We start from the raw sequence: 19,499 nt of genomic DNA, 5'->3' as shown, positions 1-19,499 counted from the left end.
CGGATTTTGAGGAGGCTCTAACTCTTGAGAGAATAGAGCCATGAACAAGAAATCAAGCAAGTTTTCCCCTGAGGTACGAGAGCGTGCGGTGCGCTTGGTGCGTGAGCAGCGGGATGAGCATTCCTCCACGTGGTCTGCGGTCCAATCGATTGCGCCGATGATCGGCTGTACGCCTCAGACGCTGCTGGACTGGGTCAAACGCGCCGAGGTCGATAGCGGCGAGCGGGATGGCGTCAGCACGGCCGAGCGTGAGCGTATCAAGGCACTGGAGCGCGAGGTCAAGGAATTGCGCCGTGCTAACGAGATTCTCAAGACCGCGAGCGCTTTTTTCGCGCAGGCGGAGCTCGACCGCAAACTGAAGTCGTAAATACCTATATCGATCGCTATCGGGATATCCACGGGGTCGAGCCGATCTGCAAGGTATTGCAGGTTGCCCCGTCAGCATATCGGCGTTATGCAGCGAGGCAGCGCAATCCTCAATTGTGCTGTGCTCGTAGCAAGCGTGATGCGGTACTGCGAGTTGAAATCAGCCGGGTGTGGCACGCCAACATGCGTGTGTACGGTGCTGACAAGGTGTGGCGACAGCTGAATCGCGAGGGCGTATCTATCGCACGTTGTACGGTAGAGCGGTTGATGCGAAAGCAAGGGCTTCAGGGAGCCCGGCGTGGTAAGCAACTTCGCACCACGCGTTCTGATCCCAAGGCAGCCTGCCCGTTGGACCGGGTCAATCGTCAGTTCAAGGCTGATCGTCCCAACCAGCTTTGGGTGTCCGACTTTACCTACGTATCGACCTGGCAAGGCTGGCTGTATGTGGCCTTCGTCATCGACGTGTTTGCCCGTCGCATCGTTGGCTGGCGTGTCAGCAACAGTATGACGACGGACTTCGTGCTAGATGCGCTGGAGCAGGCGCTCTATGCTCGCCAGCCCGAAGGCAACGGCGGCTTGATCCATCATTCCGACAGGGGATCGCAATACGTCGGGATTCGCTACAGTGAACGCCTGGCCGAGGCGGGCATTGCGCCATCGGTCGGAAGCCGTGGCGACAGTTACGATAACGCCTTGGCCGAAACCATCAATGGCCTGTACAAAGCTGAATTAATTCATCGCCGTGCCCCTTGGAAAACCAGGGAATCCGTCGAACTGGCCACGCTCGAATGGGTGGCTTGGTTCAACCATCATCGACTGCTGGAATCCATCGGCTATATCCCTCCGGCAGAAGCTGAGGCAAACTACTACAGCCGGTTCGCCAGCAATACTGCAGTGTCGGCATAACTTAAACCAAATAGCCTCCGCGAAAGTCGGGGCGGTTCAATCTGTTAACTGTTGCGGCGTCGCGGCTTATAGGGGGGAGCAGGGACATTTTGTAGTCGTCGATGGAGTAACGGTTCGGGAAGGAAAGTCAGTTGTTGCCATTCGTGACCCGGCTGACGGAACGCAATTTTTTGTTCCAAGCGAGGTGTTCAAAAAACAGTTCAATGGATATGTTATTTTTACAAATAAAATCAGGTGACCATATGAAAATTTCGGAAATTCTGTCAGATAAAAACGTAGCAACAGGAACGAAATTAACCGTCCAAGGTATTTTTGTTCTCGAAGGTGACACCGGTTATCTTGTTCAGTCGAAGGAGAATTTTCGCGATAAAAGCTGTGCCATCATGGTTGATTTTAGGGGATTGAAAGAGCTATTGTTTTCGACTGTTCCGCCTTACGGAGGTAGCGTTTATAGTTATTTTAATGACGCAGTTATCACTGGAACTCTTATGCAGTCAAGCAACATCGATTTCCCGTTGGCTCTTATAAATATTGTAGAGCTTACTCTGTATGTCAGCGAAGAAGAGTTCCGCGTCATCCCCTCAACTTGAATCGGCATCTGTTCACTGCGAAAATTGGAAATCAAATCGAAGAGTTTAAATTTACGCAATGAAAACATTCAATTCTGTTGACGACGCTTATCAAGAAATAGCTCGTAGTTGCATCGACTTTGCCCATGGACGTGCTTGGGATCACCTTACTTGTCATGGACGAGTGGTTAGGAATAACAAGAACGAGAACTCTCAAGACGAAAGGAGGAAAGCATCGACTCTGTGATGTCGCAATCAATTCATAGAACGTGTATCCCGGCCAAATAGAACCCATTTCATAAATAGCGCCGCATGAGGATGACGGAGAAAGCGAGATGAACGAAGCCTGTGTAATGATCGGCGCAACGCTCCCATCGGGTAAGTACACGCTTGAAGGCATTAAGCCAGGCAAACAGTCGTTCGATCTTCCATCGGCGCCGGTATCGGCGCAGCGCCCGGCCGTCTTGAGTGACCGCTCTTTTTCGATTGCTCTTGTGTGGTGCGATCAGTTCAATGCCTTTGGCAGCAAGTCTTTGATCGAGCGGATCACTATCGTAGGCGCGATCCCCAATAATTCGTTCGGGTCGTCCCACGGTGACAATCTCATCGAGGGTAGCACCCAGAGAATCCCGTTCATGACGGCGCGGTTGCTGTGCAATTCCGGGCGTCCACGCCCATCATCACGTCTAGGTGTTTCTGGAATCAGCGGCTCCAGAATCGCCCATTGTTCGTCTGTTAGTTCTTCTCTTCTTGCCATACGAAGAAGTTAACACGCACGATAAAAAGTTAACAGACCCTATTTATGAAATGAGTTCTAGTGAAAGCCGGCCAAGTCGAGAAAGGAAAAATGCCAAAAGCTGTAATCACCAGGGCGAAGGATCGGGGCATTGGCGGCCTGGCGCTCGAAGCATTCGAGCGTGGGCGCCAGCAGCGTGCTATCGATGAACTTCTGGAAGAGCGCGCCGCCACCTCGTACTGGCCGTCGACAGTACAAAGGAAGTGCTAGTGTCACAGCTCAGTCAAAACTACATTTGAGCTGGCATTTTGTAGAGCAGCCATCCGCATAAGATCGAGAGCGTAAAAGCTAAAGTTCGCAGCGCCAATATCTCCCTTTGAGCTCGTGCGAACGATGCATCCTTTTCAACGCAGGCGGGACATCTAAGCTGATGTTGCGGTCTTTCAGTGTGTACTGCTTTCGCCACCTCTGGGACCGCACCCGGCCCCGGTTTGGTCACGCCTGCCGAAATCCATTCCTCTAGTGTTTCTTTCACGGTCGAATAATGCTCAATCGGGAGCTCGCGGAAATATCGAATTCCAAAGTCGTTCATAAAAATCTTATAGATTTCGACTTCCTTTTCACCGGAAATGGCGGACCATTCTTTCACCAATACGTTGATTCTTTTCCGCTGGAATTCAGTGATCCTTTTGGGATTTTCTGCTTCTTTTACTTCACTCGAATTCCGAGTCCCAGTGGTCGTGCGTCCGCTGACACTATGCACATCCCCATTGATGAGCTGAGAAACATTCCCCCGAATATTTATTTTTCCTACCATTCCTACCCTACTTCCGAAAAACAATCTGTAATGCAGCCTTCCGCTTGCATCGCAAAGGTACTGCTCTAATTCATGAGAAATTGGAAATCTATTTCTTCTTAGACGGGGCTTTGACCATTTGAGGTCCCACGACCTTTTTAAAGGTCTCGCCGTGAATTTGTTGCCCGACTCCGCCGTGAATGGTGATGTTCGCTCGGCCTTTAGGAGCGGGCGCGGGTGTATCTGTATCGCTCGCTCCTTCGACTACGCCAAGAACTCGAGCCTTGGCGCGCAAATCAAGTTTGCGATACCTTTTTACAAAAAGGTGGTGTCGATCTTTCGTCACTTCATTTTCTTCTATCTATTCCCGCAGGGAAGACTGCTTATCAGCATCTAGAGTTTCTAAATCGCACTTATTCTAATTTGCTGACTGCGCATGAGTCGCTTAATGCGGTGCTGATTGAAAGACAGAAAAAATTTGATGCTGCTACAGACGAGGAGCGAGAAAAAAAGACCGAGCCAGAATTGGTCGGCCTAATGACCTATGTGGCAGTAAGCGACTTTTTGCTTGCGGTAGTTGATCGCATAGAAAACGATGAGGAAATTTACATTAATGCAACAAACAAACTTGCCGAAGCAGCTGATGCATATCTAGGCGAGATAACGCCACTGAAGCATAAGGGATATGAAGAGCCGGAAAAGGTTGCCGGCAGAATGAAGCCTCTGCCGCGTATTTTTGTCGATATGCTGAAGTATGGTAACGGTTAATATTCGACCGTGAAAAATGCGAGCAGATCTGGCGGTAGATTGCGAAACGCAAAAAATTGCGGAGCAAGCCGAGAATTGCGGAGCAAAAAAAAGCGGCCTGCATCGCTGCAAGCCGCTTCTGTACTGGTGCTGATGGGCGGAATCGAACCGTCGACCTACTGATTACGAATCAGTTGCTCTACCAACTGAGCTACATCAGCTGAAGGAGCGCGATTATAACCTTTTCTTGTTTCTTCTTCTAGTGCAAGAGATTCCAACATTTGTTCGGCTGAAACCCCAGCCGCCTCAGCAATGGCCTTCGCTGCCTTAAAACTAGGCAAACGCTCGCCCCGAGCGTACTTATCTAGGGTCGGTTGGGGGATTCCCCACTGCTTAGCGAGCGAATTCACCGACTTGCCGTCCAGCGCCATCTTCAAAATTTCTGCGTAGCTCATCGATTTTCCCCTTGCGCAATTAATCCAAGTGAAGTAACTTAGAGTTAATTCGAATGGATTAACTCTTTTTGGGGTTACTCTGTTTGGATCAACAATACCACAAATCGAAGGGGATCTCAGTGGCGAATCAGTTCGGCGTTTTATTCGTGGCAACTGTTTCTGTGATTTGGTTCTGGCCGATCTGGAAGTCCCTCTTCAAGACTTCGATGTCCGGGATGTTGTTGTATCTGATTACTCGATATCCGGCGCTTGTCAGAAGCGCTTGCCGTTCAGCGTCTTGGTTTTCTCTCCCTTTGTGGCTTGAGTCGTCTAGCTCAATCACCGCCAGCACTTCGAATGATCTGTTCATCACTACGAAGTCGGCCACCTTTCTATCAAACCGATTCCTATCTGGTCGGTTACGAGTTTTGAGCAGCGCTGAAAAAGCTACTTGTGCGAAAACGATATGCCCGTGCAGCACTTCATTGAGCCGGAAATACATCACCTGTTCACGATTAGTTAGTGCATTTCGTTTCGTTACTAGTGCACTTGTACTAAGGCGCGCCCTCGATCTCGCCTTTCTTTTGAGTGTCGCTAGGCCTATTGCAACCACGATCGCCAATAGTAAAAACAGCATCGTTTGCATATTTCCCCCGTTAATTTTTCGTGATGCTCATCGTAACTCCGTATTTTTTTGGGCGTTCGTTTTTCGTGAGCATTCTTGAGTAACTAGTTCTTGTAGTAATTACCCGTGAAGGGTCCGCTTCGGCCACTTTGGCTTTTACCTACCTTAAGGAGTGATCATGTCCGCAATTGATAACAAGCACCTGATTGAAATCGTGTCTGTCCAAGAATCCTCCGGCGTCAGCCGCAAGACTGGCAACCCCTGGAAGATGTACCGGGCTCAATGCGTCGTCACTGGCGGCGACAACGGCGCGAAGGTTGGCGAGCTGCTGTTGCCTGATTCGCTGAAGGACACGATTCCCGGCAAGTACCTCGCAGAATTCCAACTGGATGTGAGTTTTGAGCGGCTCGTTGTTCCTCGCATTACCGCTCTTCATCCGCACGGTGGTGGCGTTGCACGTCCGCAAGCCAAGCCCGCTGCGTCTGCCGCTGTACCAGCCTGACCATGAAACAGGCGGCGGATAAATTCACGGCGGATCTGTTTGGTAGTCCCCGCCGTGGCCGCCCGCCGAAGCTCGCACCTAAAACCAATGCACAGCGTCAGCGCGAGTTTCGCCAGCGGCGCAAGTTCGATTTCCTAATTTCCGTTACGCGTAACGATAAATCCGATGCCTAAGTACGTCCTGTACTGCTCGCAAGATGCCGCTCCTACCGTGTCAGTAGACGGCAAGCTCTCATGCGACGGTGGTACATCGGCGCTACAGGTCGGGTTGCTGGAAACAACGCTGGACACCCCGGATGCATCGTCAGTGGCTGGTGTTTGGACTGCCGGTTTCTCCTTGGTGATGGCGTGTTTTCTGATTGGGCGTTGCATTGGCGCAGTACTTCAAATGATTCGGGAGGGGTGATGTCAACAGGTGCAATGACTGGACTATTGGCGGCAGGCGTCGCCGCTCTGTGGGTGCTGGACTTCGTGTTGATCTTCCGCGCCTTCTGCTAAAGATTTGCCTATGTTGGGCAAGCGCTGCCGGACGGTTCCGGCGTTTTATAGGGGTAAAACCATGCAAGTGCTTTCCAAGTTCAAGAAGGGTGCAGCCGTCGCCGCTGCTGGTGTGGCCGCCGTTGCTGCGGTGCCTGCTCATGCTGCTGGCACCACGGTGGATCTGAGTTCGATCACCGGTGCTGTCTCGTCCGGTGACATCGTGACCGGCGTTCTGGCCATCGGTGCGGTTCTGGCCGTGGTGCATGTGACCGTGAAAGCGGCCAAGCTGGTGATGGCGTTCCTGAAGTCGGCCTAAGGTTCGCCAAGCTGTAATCAGGGACGATGTAGCGCTGCATCGTCCTTTTTTTTGTCCATACGAAAAGGGGGAAGGCGTGAATTACTCGAACTGGTGGTATCTGATCGCATTCGCGTGGGGCATGGTGTGCGCGTGGGCGGTGGTCGTCGGCCTTGAGGTTTCAAAATGAAGCGCGCTCATTTCCTCTTGGTCGTAGCGCTGTGGACCGTTTGGCTGGACGCGCATAGCGCTAACGTACCGGTCTCGAAAGTACAGAATGCGCTGGCCGGTGTGATTCAGGCTAAAGCAGTGTCGAACGGTATTGCGGCTTCTGATCCTCGTTTGACCGAAACCTTAGTACGTTCTTCTTATCCGCTGACGGATGCTATGGTTAAAGCAACGCAGGCGCAAGCACAAGCCCAAGCTGCTGCCGGTGGAGCTGCTGCCGCCTCTAGCACGCTGGTAGCTTGGGGAACGGTCGGCGCTATTGTCATCGGAGCGCTTGCAGTGGCTGGCGCCGTTGGTTGGGCTATCGGCTATCTCGGGGCAAAGTGGTACTACGGTAAAAACGGAAGTGTGCAAGTTGGGGATAATCCTAGCTCGATCAATACGCCTGCGGGCCTCGCACCTCCGGATACCGTTTATATCTTTTCCAATGCGGTTGCCACTTCTCCGGCCACCGCTTGTTTAGGCGCTTCGTATACTGACTTCACGATTTCCGGTGGACATGGTACGCAACGCGCTGTCTTGAACTCAGACGGTTTCTGCCACCTGATACGCACCGTTGTTTCTGATACGGGCGGCTCCTATACGGAAGACAATGGCTCGTTGGGCGCGCCTCAAAAATCGTCCAACAATAAAACGCTCTGTCCTGGCATCAAGCTCACTGCCTCGAATGGTGTCTGTCCGGCCTCCAATTTCAAAGAGTTAGCTGCTGCCCCTTCGATGAGCGCTGCTGACGCGGCGAAATCACTGTCTTCCTCAGATCTGGCAGCGCCTTTGCCAACGCAACCCATTGCCGATATCGCCAATGCAGCATGGCGAAGCGCGGCAGGTTCGTCCGGTTATGATGGCTTGCCTTATGACGCCTCCAATCCGATCACAACCGGGGATGTCTCCAACTGGCAATCTTCGCACCCCGATTACTGGCCGACAGTAGGGGACTTTGCGACGCCACAGCAGGCCACTCCGGTAGATCCCGGCACCGGCAATGTGACCAATCCGATTCCGAGCAGCGGCCCGGTTTCTAGTTCGCCTGCTAGTTCGTCGCCCTTTGGGTTACCTACTTCCAGCGCTCCACAATCCTCGGTTGATCCGTCCAGTTCGGCACCGAATACAGGCAGCAATCCCAGCACTCAGCCACTGGAAAATCTTGGCCCTGATCCCGGTATTGGTGCGCCCTCATTGGAACCCATTCCGACCGCCACGCAAATTATTGCCCCCACGCGCAATATTTTTCCGACACTAAAATCCTTCGTTGTCCCTGGTGTGGATGTGCAATGCCCAACTTGGACTGTTCCGGTCTTCGGAAAGGACATCGCGTTCAAGGATCATTGCCCGCTCCTGGAGCAATCGAGGTCGTCTCTCTATGCGGCAATGGCCGTGGTCTATGCGCTCCTAGCGCTGTTCATTGTCCTTCGCTCATAAGGGGAATAAGGCATGTTTGGCATCGTTCTATCGGCGCTCAATGCGGTCCTTGCATTCGTCCTGCGGTCGATTATTGTTAAGTTCGTCGTCTTCTTCGCACTGTTCTTTGTGACGACTGAATTTATGGCCGTCATCGTGCAATTCCTTCCGACTGGCGATCAGCTCACGAATGCCTTCGGCGGCATTCCTAATGCAGTCTGGTATTTCCTCAACCTATTCAATATCAAGGCCGGGATACCGCTTTTGCTCTCGGCCTACGTGACGCGCTTCACGATCCGCCGTATTCCGCTGATTGGCTAATCATGGGCATCAATGTCTATACCGGCCTGATGGGTTCCGGAAAAAGCTATGAGGTGGTGGCAGAGGTCATTGTCCCTGCCATCGCCAAAGGACGGCGCGTCGTCACTAATGTGGACGGGATCGATGGAGAGAAGATCCGGGCCTACATTGGAAAGACATACAAGCCAGTTCCTGAGCAATTAGGCGAGGTGGTCCATGTGACAAATGGCGATGTCGCGCTCGCCAACTTCTTTCCCTATTACGACGACAAGAAAGGCGCGCATACCGATACCATCGTTCAGCCTGGGGATTTGGTGTGCATCGATGAGGCGTGGCGATTCTGGCCTGCCACTGGTGCGAATCTCTTGCAAGAGCATAAAAGCTTCTTCCTAGAGCATCGCCATTTCACTAATGAGCAAACGGGAGTGGCCTGCGATTTGGTACTGATGATTCAGGACATGTCCACGTTGAATCGCTTCGCAAAGAACGTGGTGGCGTTCCACATTCGCACCCACAAGAAGATATCGCTAGGCATGCCAACGCATTACAGCGTCTCGATCTTCGAGGGGAATAAGCAGAGCAAGGCAGCAAGGATCAGCGTTGAACTGCGCAAGTACCGCAAAGATATTTTTCCGCTGTATTCCTCCTTCAAGGGCGGCGCGGACGGGAAAATCGTCAATGTCGATAAGCGCCAAAACATGCTGGCGCGTAAAAAGATTTGGATGACAGCGGGGGTTCTGCTGGTGGCCTTGGTGGTTGGGCTGTACAGCATCAATCGCTTTTTTCACCCGAAGCCGGTCACCGAATCGACTCAGGCAGGGAAGCAAGACACGAACGCTAACAACGGAAAGCAAGCTGCTGCACAGCCAGCGAAGCCCGCATTCTCCGACGCGTGGCGGATTGTAGGGACGGCGCGATTCGGCACGACAAGCTATGTGGTCATCGCGGATGAGGCTGGCCGTTTGCGCTATGAATCTCCCTCGATGTTCGTCCAGATGGGGCCGCAGACCATTGGGGAAATTGATGGTGCCAAAGTGACGCGCTATTCCGGCGCAGTCGTTCATCCAGTTCATATCGAGGGGAAGAAATGAAGCGCGTACTTACTGCGTTACTGATGGCGTATAGCGCGCTCGCGGTCGCTGCCCCAAATGGGCCTCTGCTGCCGATCATGCCTTTGTCTATGCCGCTTCCCGCTGGCGCGCCTCCACAGTCCGATAGCGCAATGGAGTTCTCTCGGGTACGCGTGGCGGAAGCGGTCGAAGCGATGTATACGCAGATCCTCAAAACGCCCTACCTGATACAGCCCGAGGTGGTGGCCGATGAGCGGCTCGTCTCTTTCCGATTCGGCACGGGCGTTTCTGCTAGCTCTGAAGTCTCGCGGTTCATGGGCCTGCTCGGTTTATCAGTGCGCACAGTGAATGGCGTTGATATCGTCGGGATTGTGAAAGAAGTGGAGCCAGATAAAGAGCCGTTCGTCTATCGACCGAAGTATCGGGATGTGACGTATCTGGTAGAGCTGTTGCGGGGACTTTTCCCGAAAGGCGAATTCACTTCCACGCGCTCTGTTCACGGTGCGCCGCAAGCAATCACGGCAGATGCAGCCACCGGGCAATCGAAAGCGCCTGCTCCTGCAGGGTCTGCCGCCTCTCTGCTCGATACAGATCCGGACGCGCTGGTATTCAACGGGACGGAAACCGATATCAGGAAGCTGTCCTCGCTGCTTGCACAGCTGGATACGCGGCAAGGCGAGGTAATGGTACGCGGCCAGGTGTTTGAGGTTGCGTCCAATGGGGCAGAGGGATCAGCGTTTTCTCTCGCGCTGCATCTGCTCGGCGGCACTGTCTCTGCCGGTCTCTCTACGCCATCCACGCTTGACGGGTTCGTGCGGATCAAGAATGCGTCCATTGACGCCGTATTTGCAGCGCTTTCCAGTGATAGCCGCTTCAAGACGATTTCCGCGCCATCACTGCGTGTGCGGTCTGGTGCCGCTGGTCGCTTTGCTGTTGGTCAGGATGTGCCTGTGCTGGGTGCAATCAGCTATCCGGGCAATGGCAGCGCTCCGGTGCAGTCGGTGGAGTATCGGAGTTCGGGCGTTATCTTCGATCTGAAACCGATTGTGCGGGAGTCAGTAGTGGATTTAACAGTCGGTCAGCAGCTATCAAATTTCATCGTCACGCAAACCGGCGTCAACAATTCCCCCACGCTGACCAAGCGCGAAGTCAGTACGTCCTTATCGGTCGCTGACGGTGATGTCGTCATCATCGGTGGTCTTGCGGAGAACCGGGAAAGCTCCGGCCGCATTGGCTTCTCTTTCCTGCCTGATTGGATGAGATCCAACACGGGACAGACCGGAAAGACGGAAATACTTCTTGTCTTACAGGTTACAAAACTGTAGAGCGCCCAGCTTTATGGGCGCTCTACCGGAACCGTTTTTAGGTTCGATTAGCTCTTACCGATCTGCAAGGGTGTCTTTGTAGCGTTTGATCACTTCAGGGACGTCCAATTCGTCGAGCTTGTACTTCTTAATAAGCGCCGGTGGAATTTCACCTTTGCCGACGTATTCCTTCACCATTGAGGAGTAGCTTTGCCCCATTTTTACTAGATCAGCTGCAGCCTCATTGATGTGTCGTTTTGCCTTATTTAACTCCTGCTCCAGGCTGTAAATCTCCATCACTTCTTGTCTGCTACCAGTACTCCGCTGAAGAGTTGGCTCTGTTGGGACGTCGAAGCGGACTCGACGATTGCTGTCAGGGATACGGGTGCTTGGCTGCCAATTGCTGCTGCTCGACTCACCGCGCGAAGGAGACTGAGTGTTTTTACTTTCGTTGTCACTGTCACTGCTATCGTAAAACTCGAAGGGGGGTTTTGGATAAATGCGATCCATTTTTTCTCTCATTAGTAGATATGGGCAACTTTGATCTGAATGCCCGTCTTGCGAAACGGCAGGCCTTGCTCACTGCCGCAACCTATAAGGTAGGTAACAGGCAATGGTTCGATAGTTCCGTGAATGAAAGGGGGGATCGACGCAAAAGAAATTGAAATATGCCTTAGGTTTTAATCATTCGTATTCCATATTTCTTGAAAATTGTATGCAGGATATAGCCATCGTAGTCCATGATCCGCGCCACCAGCTGGCGCATGGTCTTGCAGAAGAATTGACGTCCATCCGGGCGTGTCCAGATGAACGCAGCACCCTTGCGCATCAGATTGCGGACATACAGCGTCAGACGCAGTTGCTTCCATGGCGGAACAAAGTTGGAAGGGGCCAGCGCCTTACGCGTGCGCTTGAAATGGGCGAAGTACGGTTGATACGGGAAATGCAGCAGGGGCAGTTCTGGTTGTTCCATGATCGCGCCTTCGAGGTGGTGTTAAAGCTGACCGGGTTCCTAGATTCGGAGCCCTCCGTAAGACCGGCGGTTTCGGTCGTTTCGACTCCACCGCCTGCCGCCGTTTTCCTGAGTTCTTCGCCCGATGATCGAATAGACGGCGCATGAGGCTTTTGCCGCAAGGGGGAAGGTTTGTAAAAGCGCGGCCGCTGGCGCTTTTATGAATGCCCCCTTGCGGCAAAAGACGCGCCGGCTATCGTTCATCGAAAAGGCGGAGAACTCTGGAAAACGGTGGCGGGTTGATCGGAGAAACGGCCTCAACTGCCCATGAGTGCGAAGCACTCACAAGTCAGGTTTTATGCGGTTGATGCAAGGCGCTGCGGCGCTCGATGAAGGTGGGGAATTTCCGTTACGCGTAACGGAAAAGAAGCGTAGCAAGATCGCGCCGCCCGCAGCTTGCGAGGACGGCGCGAGCGAAGCGAGCGCCTAGACTTGTACCTAGAACACTTAAGGAAAACAGAGAAAGAACAGCCTTTTCGGCGAGTTGGAAAAGTGGTTTTTGATGGACGTAAATATACCCGGATCAGCGCGCCAACGCTGCCGGGCTCACACAACGCTACCAAGGAAAAATTGTGCTTACTGCGAGTATAGATAAGGTTGCGGCTAACGCCAATCTGAAGGCATCACTAGGTTCATATTTTGCTGGGACAGATGTACAGCGTTGGAAAACGCTGACAGTGACAGAATTCCCGAACGGTATCGAGGTGTTTCTCGATGAGAACCGCGAGACCTTTAGCGACGGACAAATTTTTGAATATTCAACGGAATGCGAGGAGCCGACGAAGCGCGGTGAAGGCGACCATGAGAAAGCTCGGATGGTGGCCGCACGGCGGGCGAAGACAAAGGTACGCAGACTTGCCAAGATGCTGCAGGCAGATTGTTTGCTGACGTTGACCTATCGAGAATGCGTGACTGATTACGCGCGCGTGGAGGCGGATTTCAAAGCCTTCCGGCAACGTCTCCGGACTGTTGGCGACTTTCATTACGTTGCTACATTGGAAGTGCAAAAACGTGGGGCCTTACATGTTCATATCGCTTGCCAGCAATTTCCTGCTTGGCTCCAGAATGAACATGGTGTGCGCGTGCGTAGCTGGAATTTGATTCGCTCAATGTGGCGGCGTGTGGTTGGAAATGACAATGGTAATGTTGATTTCACTAGGCCGCGTGGCCGTAATTCTGCGCATCGGATCGCCAGCTATATCAGCAAGTACGTCTCGAAAAATCTGGAAGAGGCTCGATTCAACAAGAAGAGCTATTGGACGTCACGCGGGATTCCAAAACCAAGTCAATACAAAATTTACTTCAGCGCCAACACTGACACTTTCGATATTGTTGTGCTCGTGGCACAGGAGTTTTCTATGTGCGGTTTCGATGACTTCACGCAATATCATGACCGACTCAACTCATTTTATTGGTTCTCTGCTAGCCAAAGATAAGGTTTATTTTTGAGTAATGTTGAGGATTTCCACACGTTGATGCCGGTTAGTATTTTTTAATATGGTAATGGGAGGAGGGCGAGTGGAGACCGATAAAACTTGGGACGATGCGGTTGATAGGTGGCTAACAGATAAAGCGAGTAAGCGTTCTTTGAGGTCTGATCGGTCAAATATTCGGTGGCTAAATGGATTTCTCAGCGGCGTGCCATTACGCCAGATAGATCGTTCTTTTGTGGATTCGCTTCGCATGAAGAAAATTGCTAGTGGAGCTTCCAATGCAACCGTCAATCGGATGCTCGCACTTTTGCGGGCCGTGTTGCGGATGGCGGTGAGTGACTGGGAATGGATGCCATCTGCTCCGCGCGTTAGATTGCTTTGCGAACCTGTTCGTCGTGTGCGTTTTCTCTCGCTCAAGCAGGCTGAGCGCTTGTTGAGCGAGCTACCGCCCCATTTGGCAGCGATGGCGGCCTTTTCTTTAGCAACTGGCTTACGTCGTTCTAATGTCACTGGTTTGCGATGGGATCAGATTGACATCAAGCGCCAAATAGCTTGTTTTGATGGTGAGGATATGAAAAACGGGGCTTCACAGGTTGTACCGTTAAATGATGATGCGATGAGAATACTCCTAGCACGAATGGGAGCGCATCCAGTTTTTGTATTTACTTACAAAGGTAGAAGAATTATTCAAGCTAGTACTGCTGCCTGGTATAAGGCGCTCGACCGTGCCGGGATATACGATTTTCGGTGGCACGATCTCAGACATACTTGGGCGAGTTGGCATGTCCAAAGTGGAACTCCTCTGTTGGCATTGCAAGAGCTCGGTGGCTGGGAATCGGCGGAAATGGTGCGACGGTATGCACACTTTGCTCCTTCGAACTTGGCCGAATATGCAGCCAGTCTGCCATCCGTAGTACGGCCAGCTGCAAAAAATATCGTTTCTTAGTCTTCGTTCCGTTCATTGATGTGTTGCGAGAGGTAGTAGCGATGCCACTTTCTTGCTTGGCGAAGTTTTTTGAATTTCGTGAATGGACCCGTCAACCAACCAGAAGTTATTTGCTATGCTATGGTTGTTATCAGGGGCTAAGAAAAATGTAATTGGGGGATTTATGGCGGAAACGGTCAATATTGGCGAGATTGCCAACACTTTGTCTCGTGACATTTTTAAACATTTTCTTTGGAAAACCCATCCAAAATGGGACGACAACTTCAAGTGCAATAATCCAGAGCACAAATCAGATGGCGGAACGCCCAAGCTCACTCATCCGGGCGACGTTGTTTTCTTCTACGAAGACCCGTATTTGGGAAAACGAATCTATCTTCATACTGATCTGAAGAGTTATTCCAATTCTTCCATAAGTACTCCTAAGGTCCGCGATGCGTTGCGCTCATTGTGCATGACTGTGGATTGCGCTACTGCTTCTTCCGATTGGCGGGTCAAATACTCAGTTGACGAGTCGGAGCGATTCGAGGTGCGAGGGATGTTATTTGTGCATAACCATGATAATCAATACAAAAAGTCATTTAATGATGCGCTTGCAAGAATTGACTTATCTGCGCTTCCGCTACCGCCTCAGTCTATTGTGCATTTTTTGGGCCCTTTAGATATCCAGCGACTTTACAACATAGCCAATGACCTTATCCGGCTGAAGGGGGAGGGTGAACTCCCACAAGAGTACACATTCTTTTATCCGGATCTTGTCATTTCGCGCCGACAATGGGACGTCTGGAATCAGGCCGCTACGGTTGAGTCATTGGCGGGACCTTACCTCATTATTAAACATACTGGTTCTGAGTCCTTCGAAGCCGGTTATGTGATTTACTACAATAGTCCTTGTGAGTCGGTTGAGGAATTTGAATATTTTCTTGATAGTTTGTCGCGCTACCAGATGCTGGAATCGAAGGCAAAGATAAGAATCCGAGTGACTGCAGATATTCTTCCTGAAGACCTTAAGAGCCTATTTCATTCTGCGAAGAATCGTTACAGCAAAGCCTGGGGCTTCGACCCTACTCGGGCTGCCATTTTGGATCGCATCCATATTGATCCCTTAACTGCTGTAACGTCCACTTATACGCCAGGTAATATGGGGTGGCGGGAATGAATAAGCGTTTCGGTCCTTCTCTTTACTATGCATCAGATAAGAACATATTCGATGCTCTGACTCAGCAAAAAGTTACGATTCCGACGGTCACAGATCTTCTTTTGAGAAGAAACGTTATTGTTGGAAGGAAGACGTCGAAGGAGGTTTTAGCGACTTATTTCTCACGGTTGAGCCATGACTATGTGGATCATCAGGCTATTGCCGCAAGGTTGGGGATAGCTGCACGTAAGGAGCGCACCACTTCAATGGACGTTGAAGGTTTAGACCTTGAGCATTTGCAACAAGCGATTGCAGCTCTTAAAACTGAGTTGGAGGATGGTCAGGACATTGTCCAGATCACGCGAGAAGATGGTCGCGTATTAATTAATATTCGCTATACACGCTTCGATTATCGCAAAAGCGAGTTTTCTCAAATTCAGGTCCGCGACGGTGAAATTGAATTTGTAAAAATCGGGGGGGTATACCGTGTTCGGAACACTCAGAGCGACTATATCAATAACGTGCGTGACACGCTTCTTGGCAAGGTTGATAAATTATCGGATAGCCCTTTAAAGCGTTCTGAGGTTTCGTTATTTTCTGTTCCGTCGCCTGAGCTCAGGTCTAAATTCTTTCATGAGTTGATGAACAGCCTTCCAGGCTATATCCGAAAGGACGTGTCTGAAGTATATGTTTACAAAAAGAAGCCGAAAATTAGTAAGGGAGATTCTGGGAGCGACAGTTTTGTTGATGCAGATGACGATAGCAGTAAGGATGGTGACGGCGACGAAGGCCACGTTGAGAGAGTTTTCTTACGGGGAAATGGTGTCACTCGCTCAAAAATATTGAGCGACTTGTTGAAGGAGCGTCAGTACTATATCGTCAAAGTCGTATGGACGGTGCTTGAGCAGAGGGGGAGGGGCAGTGTCTATGAAATTGAGGCATTGTTTGAAGATCATGAATCGTGTAGTGGCTTCTCCTTTTTACTCGCAGGTGTTTACGTTCTTGAGGAAAGCGGTGCGCACTCAACTAAGCGTAGAAGCGCTCTTCGAGACGAAGTAGAGATTATCTCCAAAGCGATTGAGGCCAAGTCGAGGCTGCTCAAAGAGGCTCTGGAAGAAGAATACAAAAAACCTCGTGACGAAAGCAAAAAGGAGGGGGTGTGAATACTCGCTATCGTTGGTTTCAACTGCATATTCCGAAGGCAGATCGCGACCAAAATAGCTTGTTTGCGCTATATCCCTTCGCGAGCGACGCACAGTTCGGTTTCCAGACCTTGTCTAGTGCAAATGGTTGTTATCGATTTTTGTGGAGAGATCGTGTTTTAGTGTCGACGCTTGATAGTGAGGGATCACCTACCTATCAGGCGATTGACAGTATAAGTTTCAAAGATTTCTCTTTATTTGAAAGAGAGGGCACGTTTTTTCTGCGGATTGAGAATCCGGGGCGTAATTCGAGGGAGCTGTTCAATGCATTGGAGCTTCTATTCGGTTTCGGTTTTTCAGCAGATGCCATTACCTTCGGCCGTTCAAAGCCCACCCTTATTTTTGGCTCTGTGGATTCGTCAAAATTGATTGGTTTGAAGGTTTCGGGTGCTGTTGTCGGCGAAGAGGTTGTTGCTCGGATGGAGTTTGTATCCAAATATGGGATTGACGTCGCGAACGTTACAGCTTTAAAAGGATTGCGTTACAACGTAGATTTTGCTTCGTTTGATATGCTGCACCAGGGAGTCAAAGGAAACATTGCAATCTTTGCAAATGGGGTAGTGAAAATCGCCGGTCAATTAAGTCCCCTTCTGCTTGATCTATTGGAGCAGGAGCTTCCTGCGCTAATTAGCGGCTCTTGACGGTGCGATGCTTCATTCAAACGGGCGACAAGCTGCTCATTGGAAAAGGTGGTTTCGTCAATTTGACCAAGCTGATGGGGAACAAACGGTTGATATCAGCATGTTAATGCGCTGCAGGTGGCTGTCATAGAAGGGCAGTTAGCAGTTTGGTGACCGCCTTGCAAACAGTCCAAAAAATCTAATTAACAAAGAACTATGTCACGATTTTTTAGAATATCTATTTATCTTTTGCCCTTTGTATTGTGGCCGGTGGAATATTTCATGCGAGTAACGATGGGGAGTCCGGATGCAAACGACTTTTTTCCTTCCAGTTGTGCTGCTGGTGCCTTAGGGCTAATAATTCCAACACTTAGCTCGAAGCCCGTCGCTCCAGCTACGGGTGTTACTGTGCCATCAGGCTTCGCACTTGTCTCTGTATATGACGAGTCATTGCGTAGGGCTGGCATGATAGCTTTATTCGTAGGTCTCTTAGGTTGGATCGCAACAGTGTTTCTAAGTATCGGTGGAAAATTGCCTCAGAGTTGGACATTTTTGGCTTCAATCGACACTAAATTCTGGATAGGTTTTATACTCTATGTAGTAGGTATTGCGCTTAATGAGCTGAAGGAGGGAGTTTGATATGGATAGCGAAATCCTTGGTGTTCTTCTCAATGCGGCCGCTATGGTGAGCGTAATGGCTGCGATGCGCGTTGTCTCTCGCTATGTTGGTAAAAAGATAAGAAAAAATGACCGCTATGTTCTTTTAGATAAAAGCGGGCATAAGATTGAGTTCACCCTGCGGAGAAATGAGTCCGTAGAGAAACGCACCAAGATTGTGACAGAGAAAGCGGACGAGCTTGCTCGGCAGCAAGCTTCTTGAGCGGTGCAATACAGGATAATAAAGGGGCGATTGGGCCGCTTTATTTAAAAGTGGGTCAGTTTTCGACGCAACTCCACAATCTGTGTCCGATAAAATTAAGTCGAAATGATGAAAAAAAAAGCCCGCTCGTGCGGGCTTTTTTCATTGAAGTCTGGATCGATTGCGATGCCTGATGCGCTGCCGGGATTTACTGATTCGTGAGATTTGATTACGAATCAGTTGCTCTACCAACTGAGCTACATCAGCAAAAGTCCGCGATTATAGCGGTTTCTTTCCACTAATTCCACTCCCCCAGCGCGGAAATCCCCTTCATTTGCCCCAACGGGCGACCAGACCGCCGCGCCGGAGCCCGGCTGTTGCAGTCCGCCAGCCTCATCCATCAATCTTCTTGTCCTCTTCCTTGGCCTCTTTCATCGCGTCCGGCTCCAGCTCCTCGGCAGCGCGGTTGCAATAAATGAAATAACCCCAGGCCGCCAACAGTACCCCAGTGCCGGCCAGCAGGGCGGCGGCATAGATCAGGTCGGTGGCTTCTTCGTGTACCGCGCGGAAGGTCATGACCAAGCCTTCGATGGCCAGGGCGACGATCACCACCACGAAAAAGCGCGACAGGAAGCGGCGCACCCGGGTCGGGGCGCTGATGTTGGCGTCGCGCACGACTTCTTCCTCGGTGATGGTCTCGGCAATCTGGAAAGCCACGACCGCAGCAGCCAGGATGCCGATGGCCTCAATCAGGGCCTGCGCCAATCCCATGCCTTCGGTGAGCGCCTCAAATCCCATCCGCGCGGCAATGGCAATGAGTGCCAGCGCTGCCAAGGCAAACAACACAGCAATCACTCCATGTACCACCCCGAAGATGCCCATGATCTGTTTCATCGATCCCTCCCGCCTGTCTTTTGATTGAGAGCGGTTGGACTGAGCGGGGTGGGAAAGGTTTTTTATCAAGGGATATGAATATTCTTTCCATGTAGCATCAAAATTCGCGTATTTGGACAGGTCCATATGTCTGACAATGCTTTGAGCGACTGTGGAATGGCGAGGTAAGAGGGCATTTCCTAACATAGGAAACAAGCACGCGGTAACTTCGAACCCCCACCGCCCGGGGACGCCATCACGCCTGGGCTCAGTCCAACAGGAGGCCATCATGCCGCAGACCGCATGGAGCAATAAGCGCGAACGTCAATATGAACACATCAAGTCCAGCGCCGTGAAGCGCGGTACCGGCACCCGCCGTGCGGAGGAAATTGCTGCGCGTACCGTCAACAAGGAGCGGGCGCAGCACGGCGAATCCAAATCGGCCAGCAAGACCTCCACAGAGGACATGTCGCCCTCCCGTCGCGGTGGCTTGCGCTCGCACACAGGCGCGGGTGGTCGTACCTACAAGCAGCTCTATGCCGAGGCGGCAGCCCGGCATATCAAGGGGCGCTCGGGGATGAGCAAGGCAGAGTTGGAAAAAGAATTGGCCAAGTAGTGAAATCGCCTATATTCAAAAAATTCCAAAAACTTGGTAAGCCCGGCC

The 19,499-nt window shown here is 51.3% G+C and carries 25 protein-coding genes, 1 tRNA gene and 1 other annotated feature; of the genes, 18 read left to right on the top strand and 8 right to left on the bottom strand.

Features of this window, described 5'->3' with window-relative positions; translation table 11 throughout:
- Positions 1-40 precede the first annotated feature (40 nt).
- From RC54_RS18565 to RC54_RS18555, 3 genes are all read left to right on the top strand, one after another.
- Positions 41-1,272, top strand: a protein-coding gene (locus tag RC54_RS18565) for an IS3 family transposase (protein WP_373281464.1) whose coding sequence is annotated in 2 segments (ribosomal slippage) — positions 41-323 and positions 323-1,272 — 1,233 coding nt in all. Because the reading frame shifts where the segments join, the coding sequence is not laid out codon by codon here.
- Positions 322-438 (top strand) — a sequence feature (AL1L pseudoknot). Its footprint overlaps the gene before it by 117 nt.
- Complete coding sequence (locus tag RC54_RS26005) at positions 1,175-1,510, top strand: cysteine peptidase family C39 domain-containing protein (protein ID WP_425269546.1); 336 nt, start codon at positions 1,175-1,177, stop codon at positions 1,508-1,510. Before RC54_RS18565 ends, RC54_RS26005 begins: the two co-directional genes overlap by 98 nt.
- Positions 1,476-1,862, top strand: a complete 387-nt coding sequence (locus RC54_RS18555) for a hypothetical protein (RefSeq protein ID WP_244216379.1) — start codon at positions 1,476-1,478, stop codon at positions 1,860-1,862. Before RC54_RS26005 ends, RC54_RS18555 begins: the two co-directional genes overlap by 35 nt.
- Before the next feature lie 275 nt (positions 1,863-2,137).
- On the opposite strand, the gene RC54_RS18550 is transcribed toward RC54_RS18555, so the two are convergent.
- Together RC54_RS18550 and RC54_RS18545 are read right to left on the bottom strand one after the other, a co-directional pair.
- Positions 2,138-2,434: a transposase gene (locus RC54_RS18550; protein ID WP_373281462.1), complete on the bottom strand. Its 297-nt coding sequence runs from the start codon at positions 2,432-2,434 to the stop codon at positions 2,138-2,140.
- A 432-nt stretch (positions 2,435-2,866) separates the two neighbouring features.
- Positions 2,867-3,394 (bottom strand): hypothetical protein, encoded by a 528-nt coding sequence (locus RC54_RS18545; RefSeq protein WP_156481352.1) that lies wholly within the window; start codon positions 3,392-3,394, stop codon positions 2,867-2,869.
- A 216-nt stretch (positions 3,395-3,610) separates the two neighbouring features.
- Between RC54_RS18545 and RC54_RS25395 the strand changes: the two genes are divergently transcribed.
- The gene (locus RC54_RS25395; protein ID WP_156481353.1) at positions 3,611-4,141 is read left to right on the top strand and encodes a hypothetical protein; all 531 of its coding nucleotides are present in this window, start codon (positions 3,611-3,613) and stop codon (positions 4,139-4,141) included.
- A gap of 124 nt (positions 4,142-4,265) precedes the next feature.
- On the opposite strand, the gene RC54_RS18530 is transcribed toward RC54_RS25395, so the two are convergent.
- The 3 genes from RC54_RS18530 to RC54_RS18520 all read right to left on the bottom strand — a co-directional run bounded on the left by RC54_RS18530 (position 4,266) and on the right by RC54_RS18520 (position 5,200).
- A tRNA-Thr gene (locus RC54_RS18530) sits at positions 4,266-4,341 on the bottom strand.
- Entirely contained in the window at positions 4,297-4,551 is a 255-nt protein-coding gene (locus RC54_RS26000; RefSeq protein ID WP_425269545.1) for a helix-turn-helix domain-containing protein, read from the bottom strand. Before RC54_RS26000 ends, RC54_RS18530 begins: the two co-directional genes overlap by 45 nt.
- Before the next feature lie 151 nt (positions 4,552-4,702).
- Positions 4,703-5,200 carry a DUF2726 domain-containing protein gene (locus RC54_RS18520; RefSeq protein ID WP_244216378.1) on the bottom strand — a complete coding sequence of 166 codons (498 nt, stop codon included), beginning with the start codon at positions 5,198-5,200 and terminating at the stop codon, positions 4,703-4,705.
- 157 nt (positions 5,201-5,357) lie between these two features.
- Between RC54_RS18520 and RC54_RS18515 the strand changes: the two genes are divergently transcribed.
- The 7 genes from RC54_RS18515 to RC54_RS18490 all read left to right on the top strand — a co-directional run bounded on the left by RC54_RS18515 (position 5,358) and on the right by RC54_RS18490 (position 10,776).
- The gene (locus RC54_RS18515) at positions 5,358-5,681 is read left to right on the top strand and encodes a hypothetical protein (RefSeq protein ID WP_061790619.1); all 324 of its coding nucleotides are present in this window, start codon (positions 5,358-5,360) and stop codon (positions 5,679-5,681) included.
- Positions 5,682-5,683: 2 nt separating this feature from the next.
- Positions 5,684-5,854 (top strand): hypothetical protein, encoded by a 171-nt coding sequence (locus RC54_RS25390; protein ID WP_156481354.1) that lies wholly within the window; start codon positions 5,684-5,686, stop codon positions 5,852-5,854.
- 385 nt (positions 5,855-6,239) lie between these two features.
- A complete protein-coding gene (locus RC54_RS18505) occupies positions 6,240-6,476 on the top strand; it encodes a hypothetical protein (protein ID WP_061790620.1) in 237 nt (78 codons plus the stop codon).
- Positions 6,477-6,641: 165 nt separating this feature from the next.
- Positions 6,642-8,102 (top strand): hypothetical protein, encoded by a 1,461-nt coding sequence (locus tag RC54_RS25385; RefSeq protein ID WP_156481355.1) that lies wholly within the window; start codon positions 6,642-6,644, stop codon positions 8,100-8,102.
- Positions 8,103-8,114: 12 nt separating this feature from the next.
- Positions 8,115-8,402 carry a DUF2523 family protein gene (locus tag RC54_RS18500; RefSeq protein ID WP_017453338.1) on the top strand — a complete coding sequence of 96 codons (288 nt, stop codon included), beginning with the start codon at positions 8,115-8,117 and terminating at the stop codon, positions 8,400-8,402.
- 2 nt (positions 8,403-8,404) lie between these two features.
- On the top strand, positions 8,405-9,472 hold the full coding sequence (locus tag RC54_RS18495; protein WP_061790621.1) for a zonular occludens toxin domain-containing protein: 1,068 nt from the start codon (positions 8,405-8,407) through the stop codon (positions 9,470-9,472).
- Positions 9,469-10,776, top strand: coding sequence for a type II secretion system protein GspD (locus RC54_RS18490; protein ID WP_244216377.1), 1,308 nt, complete (start codon positions 9,469-9,471; stop codon positions 10,774-10,776). The genes RC54_RS18495 and RC54_RS18490 overlap by 4 nt, the downstream gene beginning before the upstream one ends.
- A gap of 54 nt (positions 10,777-10,830) precedes the next feature.
- Here RC54_RS18490 and RC54_RS25380 read toward each other — a convergent pair whose 3' ends face one another.
- Both RC54_RS25380 and RC54_RS18480 read right to left on the bottom strand, forming a co-directional pair.
- Positions 10,831-11,265 carry a hypothetical protein gene (locus RC54_RS25380; RefSeq protein ID WP_156481356.1) on the bottom strand — a complete coding sequence of 145 codons (435 nt, stop codon included), beginning with the start codon at positions 11,263-11,265 and terminating at the stop codon, positions 10,831-10,833.
- 163 nt (positions 11,266-11,428) lie between these two features.
- Complete coding sequence (locus RC54_RS18480) at positions 11,429-11,728, bottom strand: hypothetical protein (protein WP_061790624.1); 300 nt, start codon at positions 11,726-11,728, stop codon at positions 11,429-11,431.
- A 611-nt stretch (positions 11,729-12,339) separates the two neighbouring features.
- On the opposite strand from RC54_RS18480, the gene RC54_RS18475 reads away from it, so the two are divergent.
- The 6 genes from RC54_RS18475 (at position 12,340) to RC54_RS18450 (ending at position 17,983) form a co-directional block, all read left to right on the top strand.
- A complete protein-coding gene (locus RC54_RS18475; protein WP_123020469.1) occupies positions 12,340-13,203 on the top strand; it encodes a rolling circle replication-associated protein in 864 nt (287 codons plus the stop codon).
- 82 nt (positions 13,204-13,285) lie between these two features.
- Positions 13,286-14,146 carry a tyrosine-type recombinase/integrase gene (locus tag RC54_RS18470; RefSeq protein WP_244216376.1) on the top strand — a complete coding sequence of 287 codons (861 nt, stop codon included), beginning with the start codon at positions 13,286-13,288 and terminating at the stop codon, positions 14,144-14,146.
- An 82-nt stretch (positions 14,147-14,228) separates the two neighbouring features.
- Positions 14,229-15,302, top strand: a complete 1,074-nt coding sequence (locus RC54_RS18465; RefSeq protein WP_244216375.1) for a PD-(D/E)XK nuclease domain-containing protein — start codon at positions 14,229-14,231, stop codon at positions 15,300-15,302.
- Entirely contained in the window at positions 15,299-16,444 is a 1,146-nt protein-coding gene (locus tag RC54_RS18460) for a hypothetical protein (protein WP_061790626.1), read from the top strand. The genes RC54_RS18465 and RC54_RS18460 overlap by 4 nt, the downstream gene beginning before the upstream one ends.
- Positions 16,441-17,124 (top strand): hypothetical protein, encoded by a 684-nt coding sequence (locus RC54_RS18455; protein WP_244216374.1) that lies wholly within the window; start codon positions 16,441-16,443, stop codon positions 17,122-17,124. Before RC54_RS18460 ends, RC54_RS18455 begins: the two co-directional genes overlap by 4 nt.
- Positions 17,125-17,743: 619 nt before the next feature.
- Positions 17,744-17,983, top strand: coding sequence for a hypothetical protein (locus RC54_RS18450; RefSeq protein WP_061790628.1), 240 nt, complete (start codon positions 17,744-17,746; stop codon positions 17,981-17,983).
- Between the two features lie 372 nt (positions 17,984-18,355).
- Here RC54_RS18450 and RC54_RS18445 read toward each other — a convergent pair whose 3' ends face one another.
- Positions 18,356-18,856 (bottom strand): GtrA domain-containing protein, encoded by a 501-nt coding sequence (locus RC54_RS18445; RefSeq protein ID WP_061790629.1) that lies wholly within the window; start codon positions 18,854-18,856, stop codon positions 18,356-18,358.
- A gap of 268 nt (positions 18,857-19,124) precedes the next feature.
- On the opposite strand from RC54_RS18445, the gene RC54_RS18440 reads away from it, so the two are divergent.
- The gene (locus RC54_RS18440) at positions 19,125-19,451 is read left to right on the top strand and encodes a hypothetical protein (RefSeq protein ID WP_061790630.1); all 327 of its coding nucleotides are present in this window, start codon (positions 19,125-19,127) and stop codon (positions 19,449-19,451) included.
- Positions 19,452-19,499 lie beyond the last annotated feature (48 nt).

The sequence above is a fragment of the Herbaspirillum rubrisubalbicans genome (assembly GCF_003719195.1).
Taxonomy (GTDB): Bacteria; Pseudomonadota; Gammaproteobacteria; order Burkholderiales; family Burkholderiaceae_D; genus Herbaspirillum; species Herbaspirillum rubrisubalbicans.
The sequence above is the reverse complement of the archived record's forward strand: the minus strand, read 5'-3'. Positions and strand labels throughout refer to the sequence as shown.

Bases quoted from the DNA above. Each gene is read 5' to 3' on its own strand.
- RC54_RS18500 (WP_017453338.1), top strand. From the start codon at position 8,115: ATGTTTGGCATCGTTCTATCGGCGCTCAATGCGGTCCTTGCATTCGTC.
- RC54_RS18505 (WP_061790620.1), top strand. From the start codon at position 6,240: ATGCAAGTGCTTTCCAAGTTCAAGAAGGGTGCAGCCGTCGCCGCTGCT.
- RC54_RS18480 (WP_061790624.1), bottom strand. From the start codon at position 11,728: ATGGAACAACCAGAACTGCCCCTGCTGCATTTCCCGTATCAACCGTAC.
- RC54_RS18465 (WP_244216375.1), top strand. From the start codon at position 14,229: ATGGACCCGTCAACCAACCAGAAGTTATTTGCTATGCTATGGTTGTTA.
- RC54_RS18490 (WP_244216377.1), top strand. From the start codon at position 9,469: ATGAAGCGCGTACTTACTGCGTTACTGATGGCGTATAGCGCGCTCGCG.
- RC54_RS25380 (WP_156481356.1), bottom strand. From the start codon at position 11,265: ATGGATCGCATTTATCCAAAACCCCCCTTCGAGTTTTACGATAGCAGT.
- RC54_RS18460 (WP_061790626.1), top strand. From the start codon at position 15,299: ATGAATAAGCGTTTCGGTCCTTCTCTTTACTATGCATCAGATAAGAAC.
- RC54_RS18555 (WP_244216379.1), top strand. From the start codon at position 1,476: ATGGATATGTTATTTTTACAAATAAAATCAGGTGACCATATGAAAATT.
- RC54_RS18450 (WP_061790628.1), top strand. From the start codon at position 17,744: ATGGATAGCGAAATCCTTGGTGTTCTTCTCAATGCGGCCGCTATGGTG.
- RC54_RS18515 (WP_061790619.1), top strand. From the start codon at position 5,358: ATGTCCGCAATTGATAACAAGCACCTGATTGAAATCGTGTCTGTCCAA.
- RC54_RS18520 (WP_244216378.1), bottom strand. From the start codon at position 5,200: ATGCAAACGATGCTGTTTTTACTATTGGCGATCGTGGTTGCAATAGGC.
- RC54_RS18495 (WP_061790621.1), top strand. From the start codon at position 8,405: ATGGGCATCAATGTCTATACCGGCCTGATGGGTTCCGGAAAAAGCTAT.
- RC54_RS25385 (WP_156481355.1), top strand. From the start codon at position 6,642: ATGAAGCGCGCTCATTTCCTCTTGGTCGTAGCGCTGTGGACCGTTTGG.
- RC54_RS18445 (WP_061790629.1), bottom strand. From the start codon at position 18,856: ATGAAACAGATCATGGGCATCTTCGGGGTGGTACATGGAGTGATTGCT.
- RC54_RS25390 (WP_156481354.1), top strand. From the start codon at position 5,684: ATGAAACAGGCGGCGGATAAATTCACGGCGGATCTGTTTGGTAGTCCC.
- RC54_RS18545 (WP_156481352.1), bottom strand. From the start codon at position 3,394: ATGGTAGGAAAAATAAATATTCGGGGGAATGTTTCTCAGCTCATCAAT.
- RC54_RS26000 (WP_425269545.1), bottom strand. From the start codon at position 4,551: ATGGCGCTGGACGGCAAGTCGGTGAATTCGCTCGCTAAGCAGTGGGGA.
- RC54_RS18440 (WP_061790630.1), top strand. From the start codon at position 19,125: ATGCCGCAGACCGCATGGAGCAATAAGCGCGAACGTCAATATGAACAC.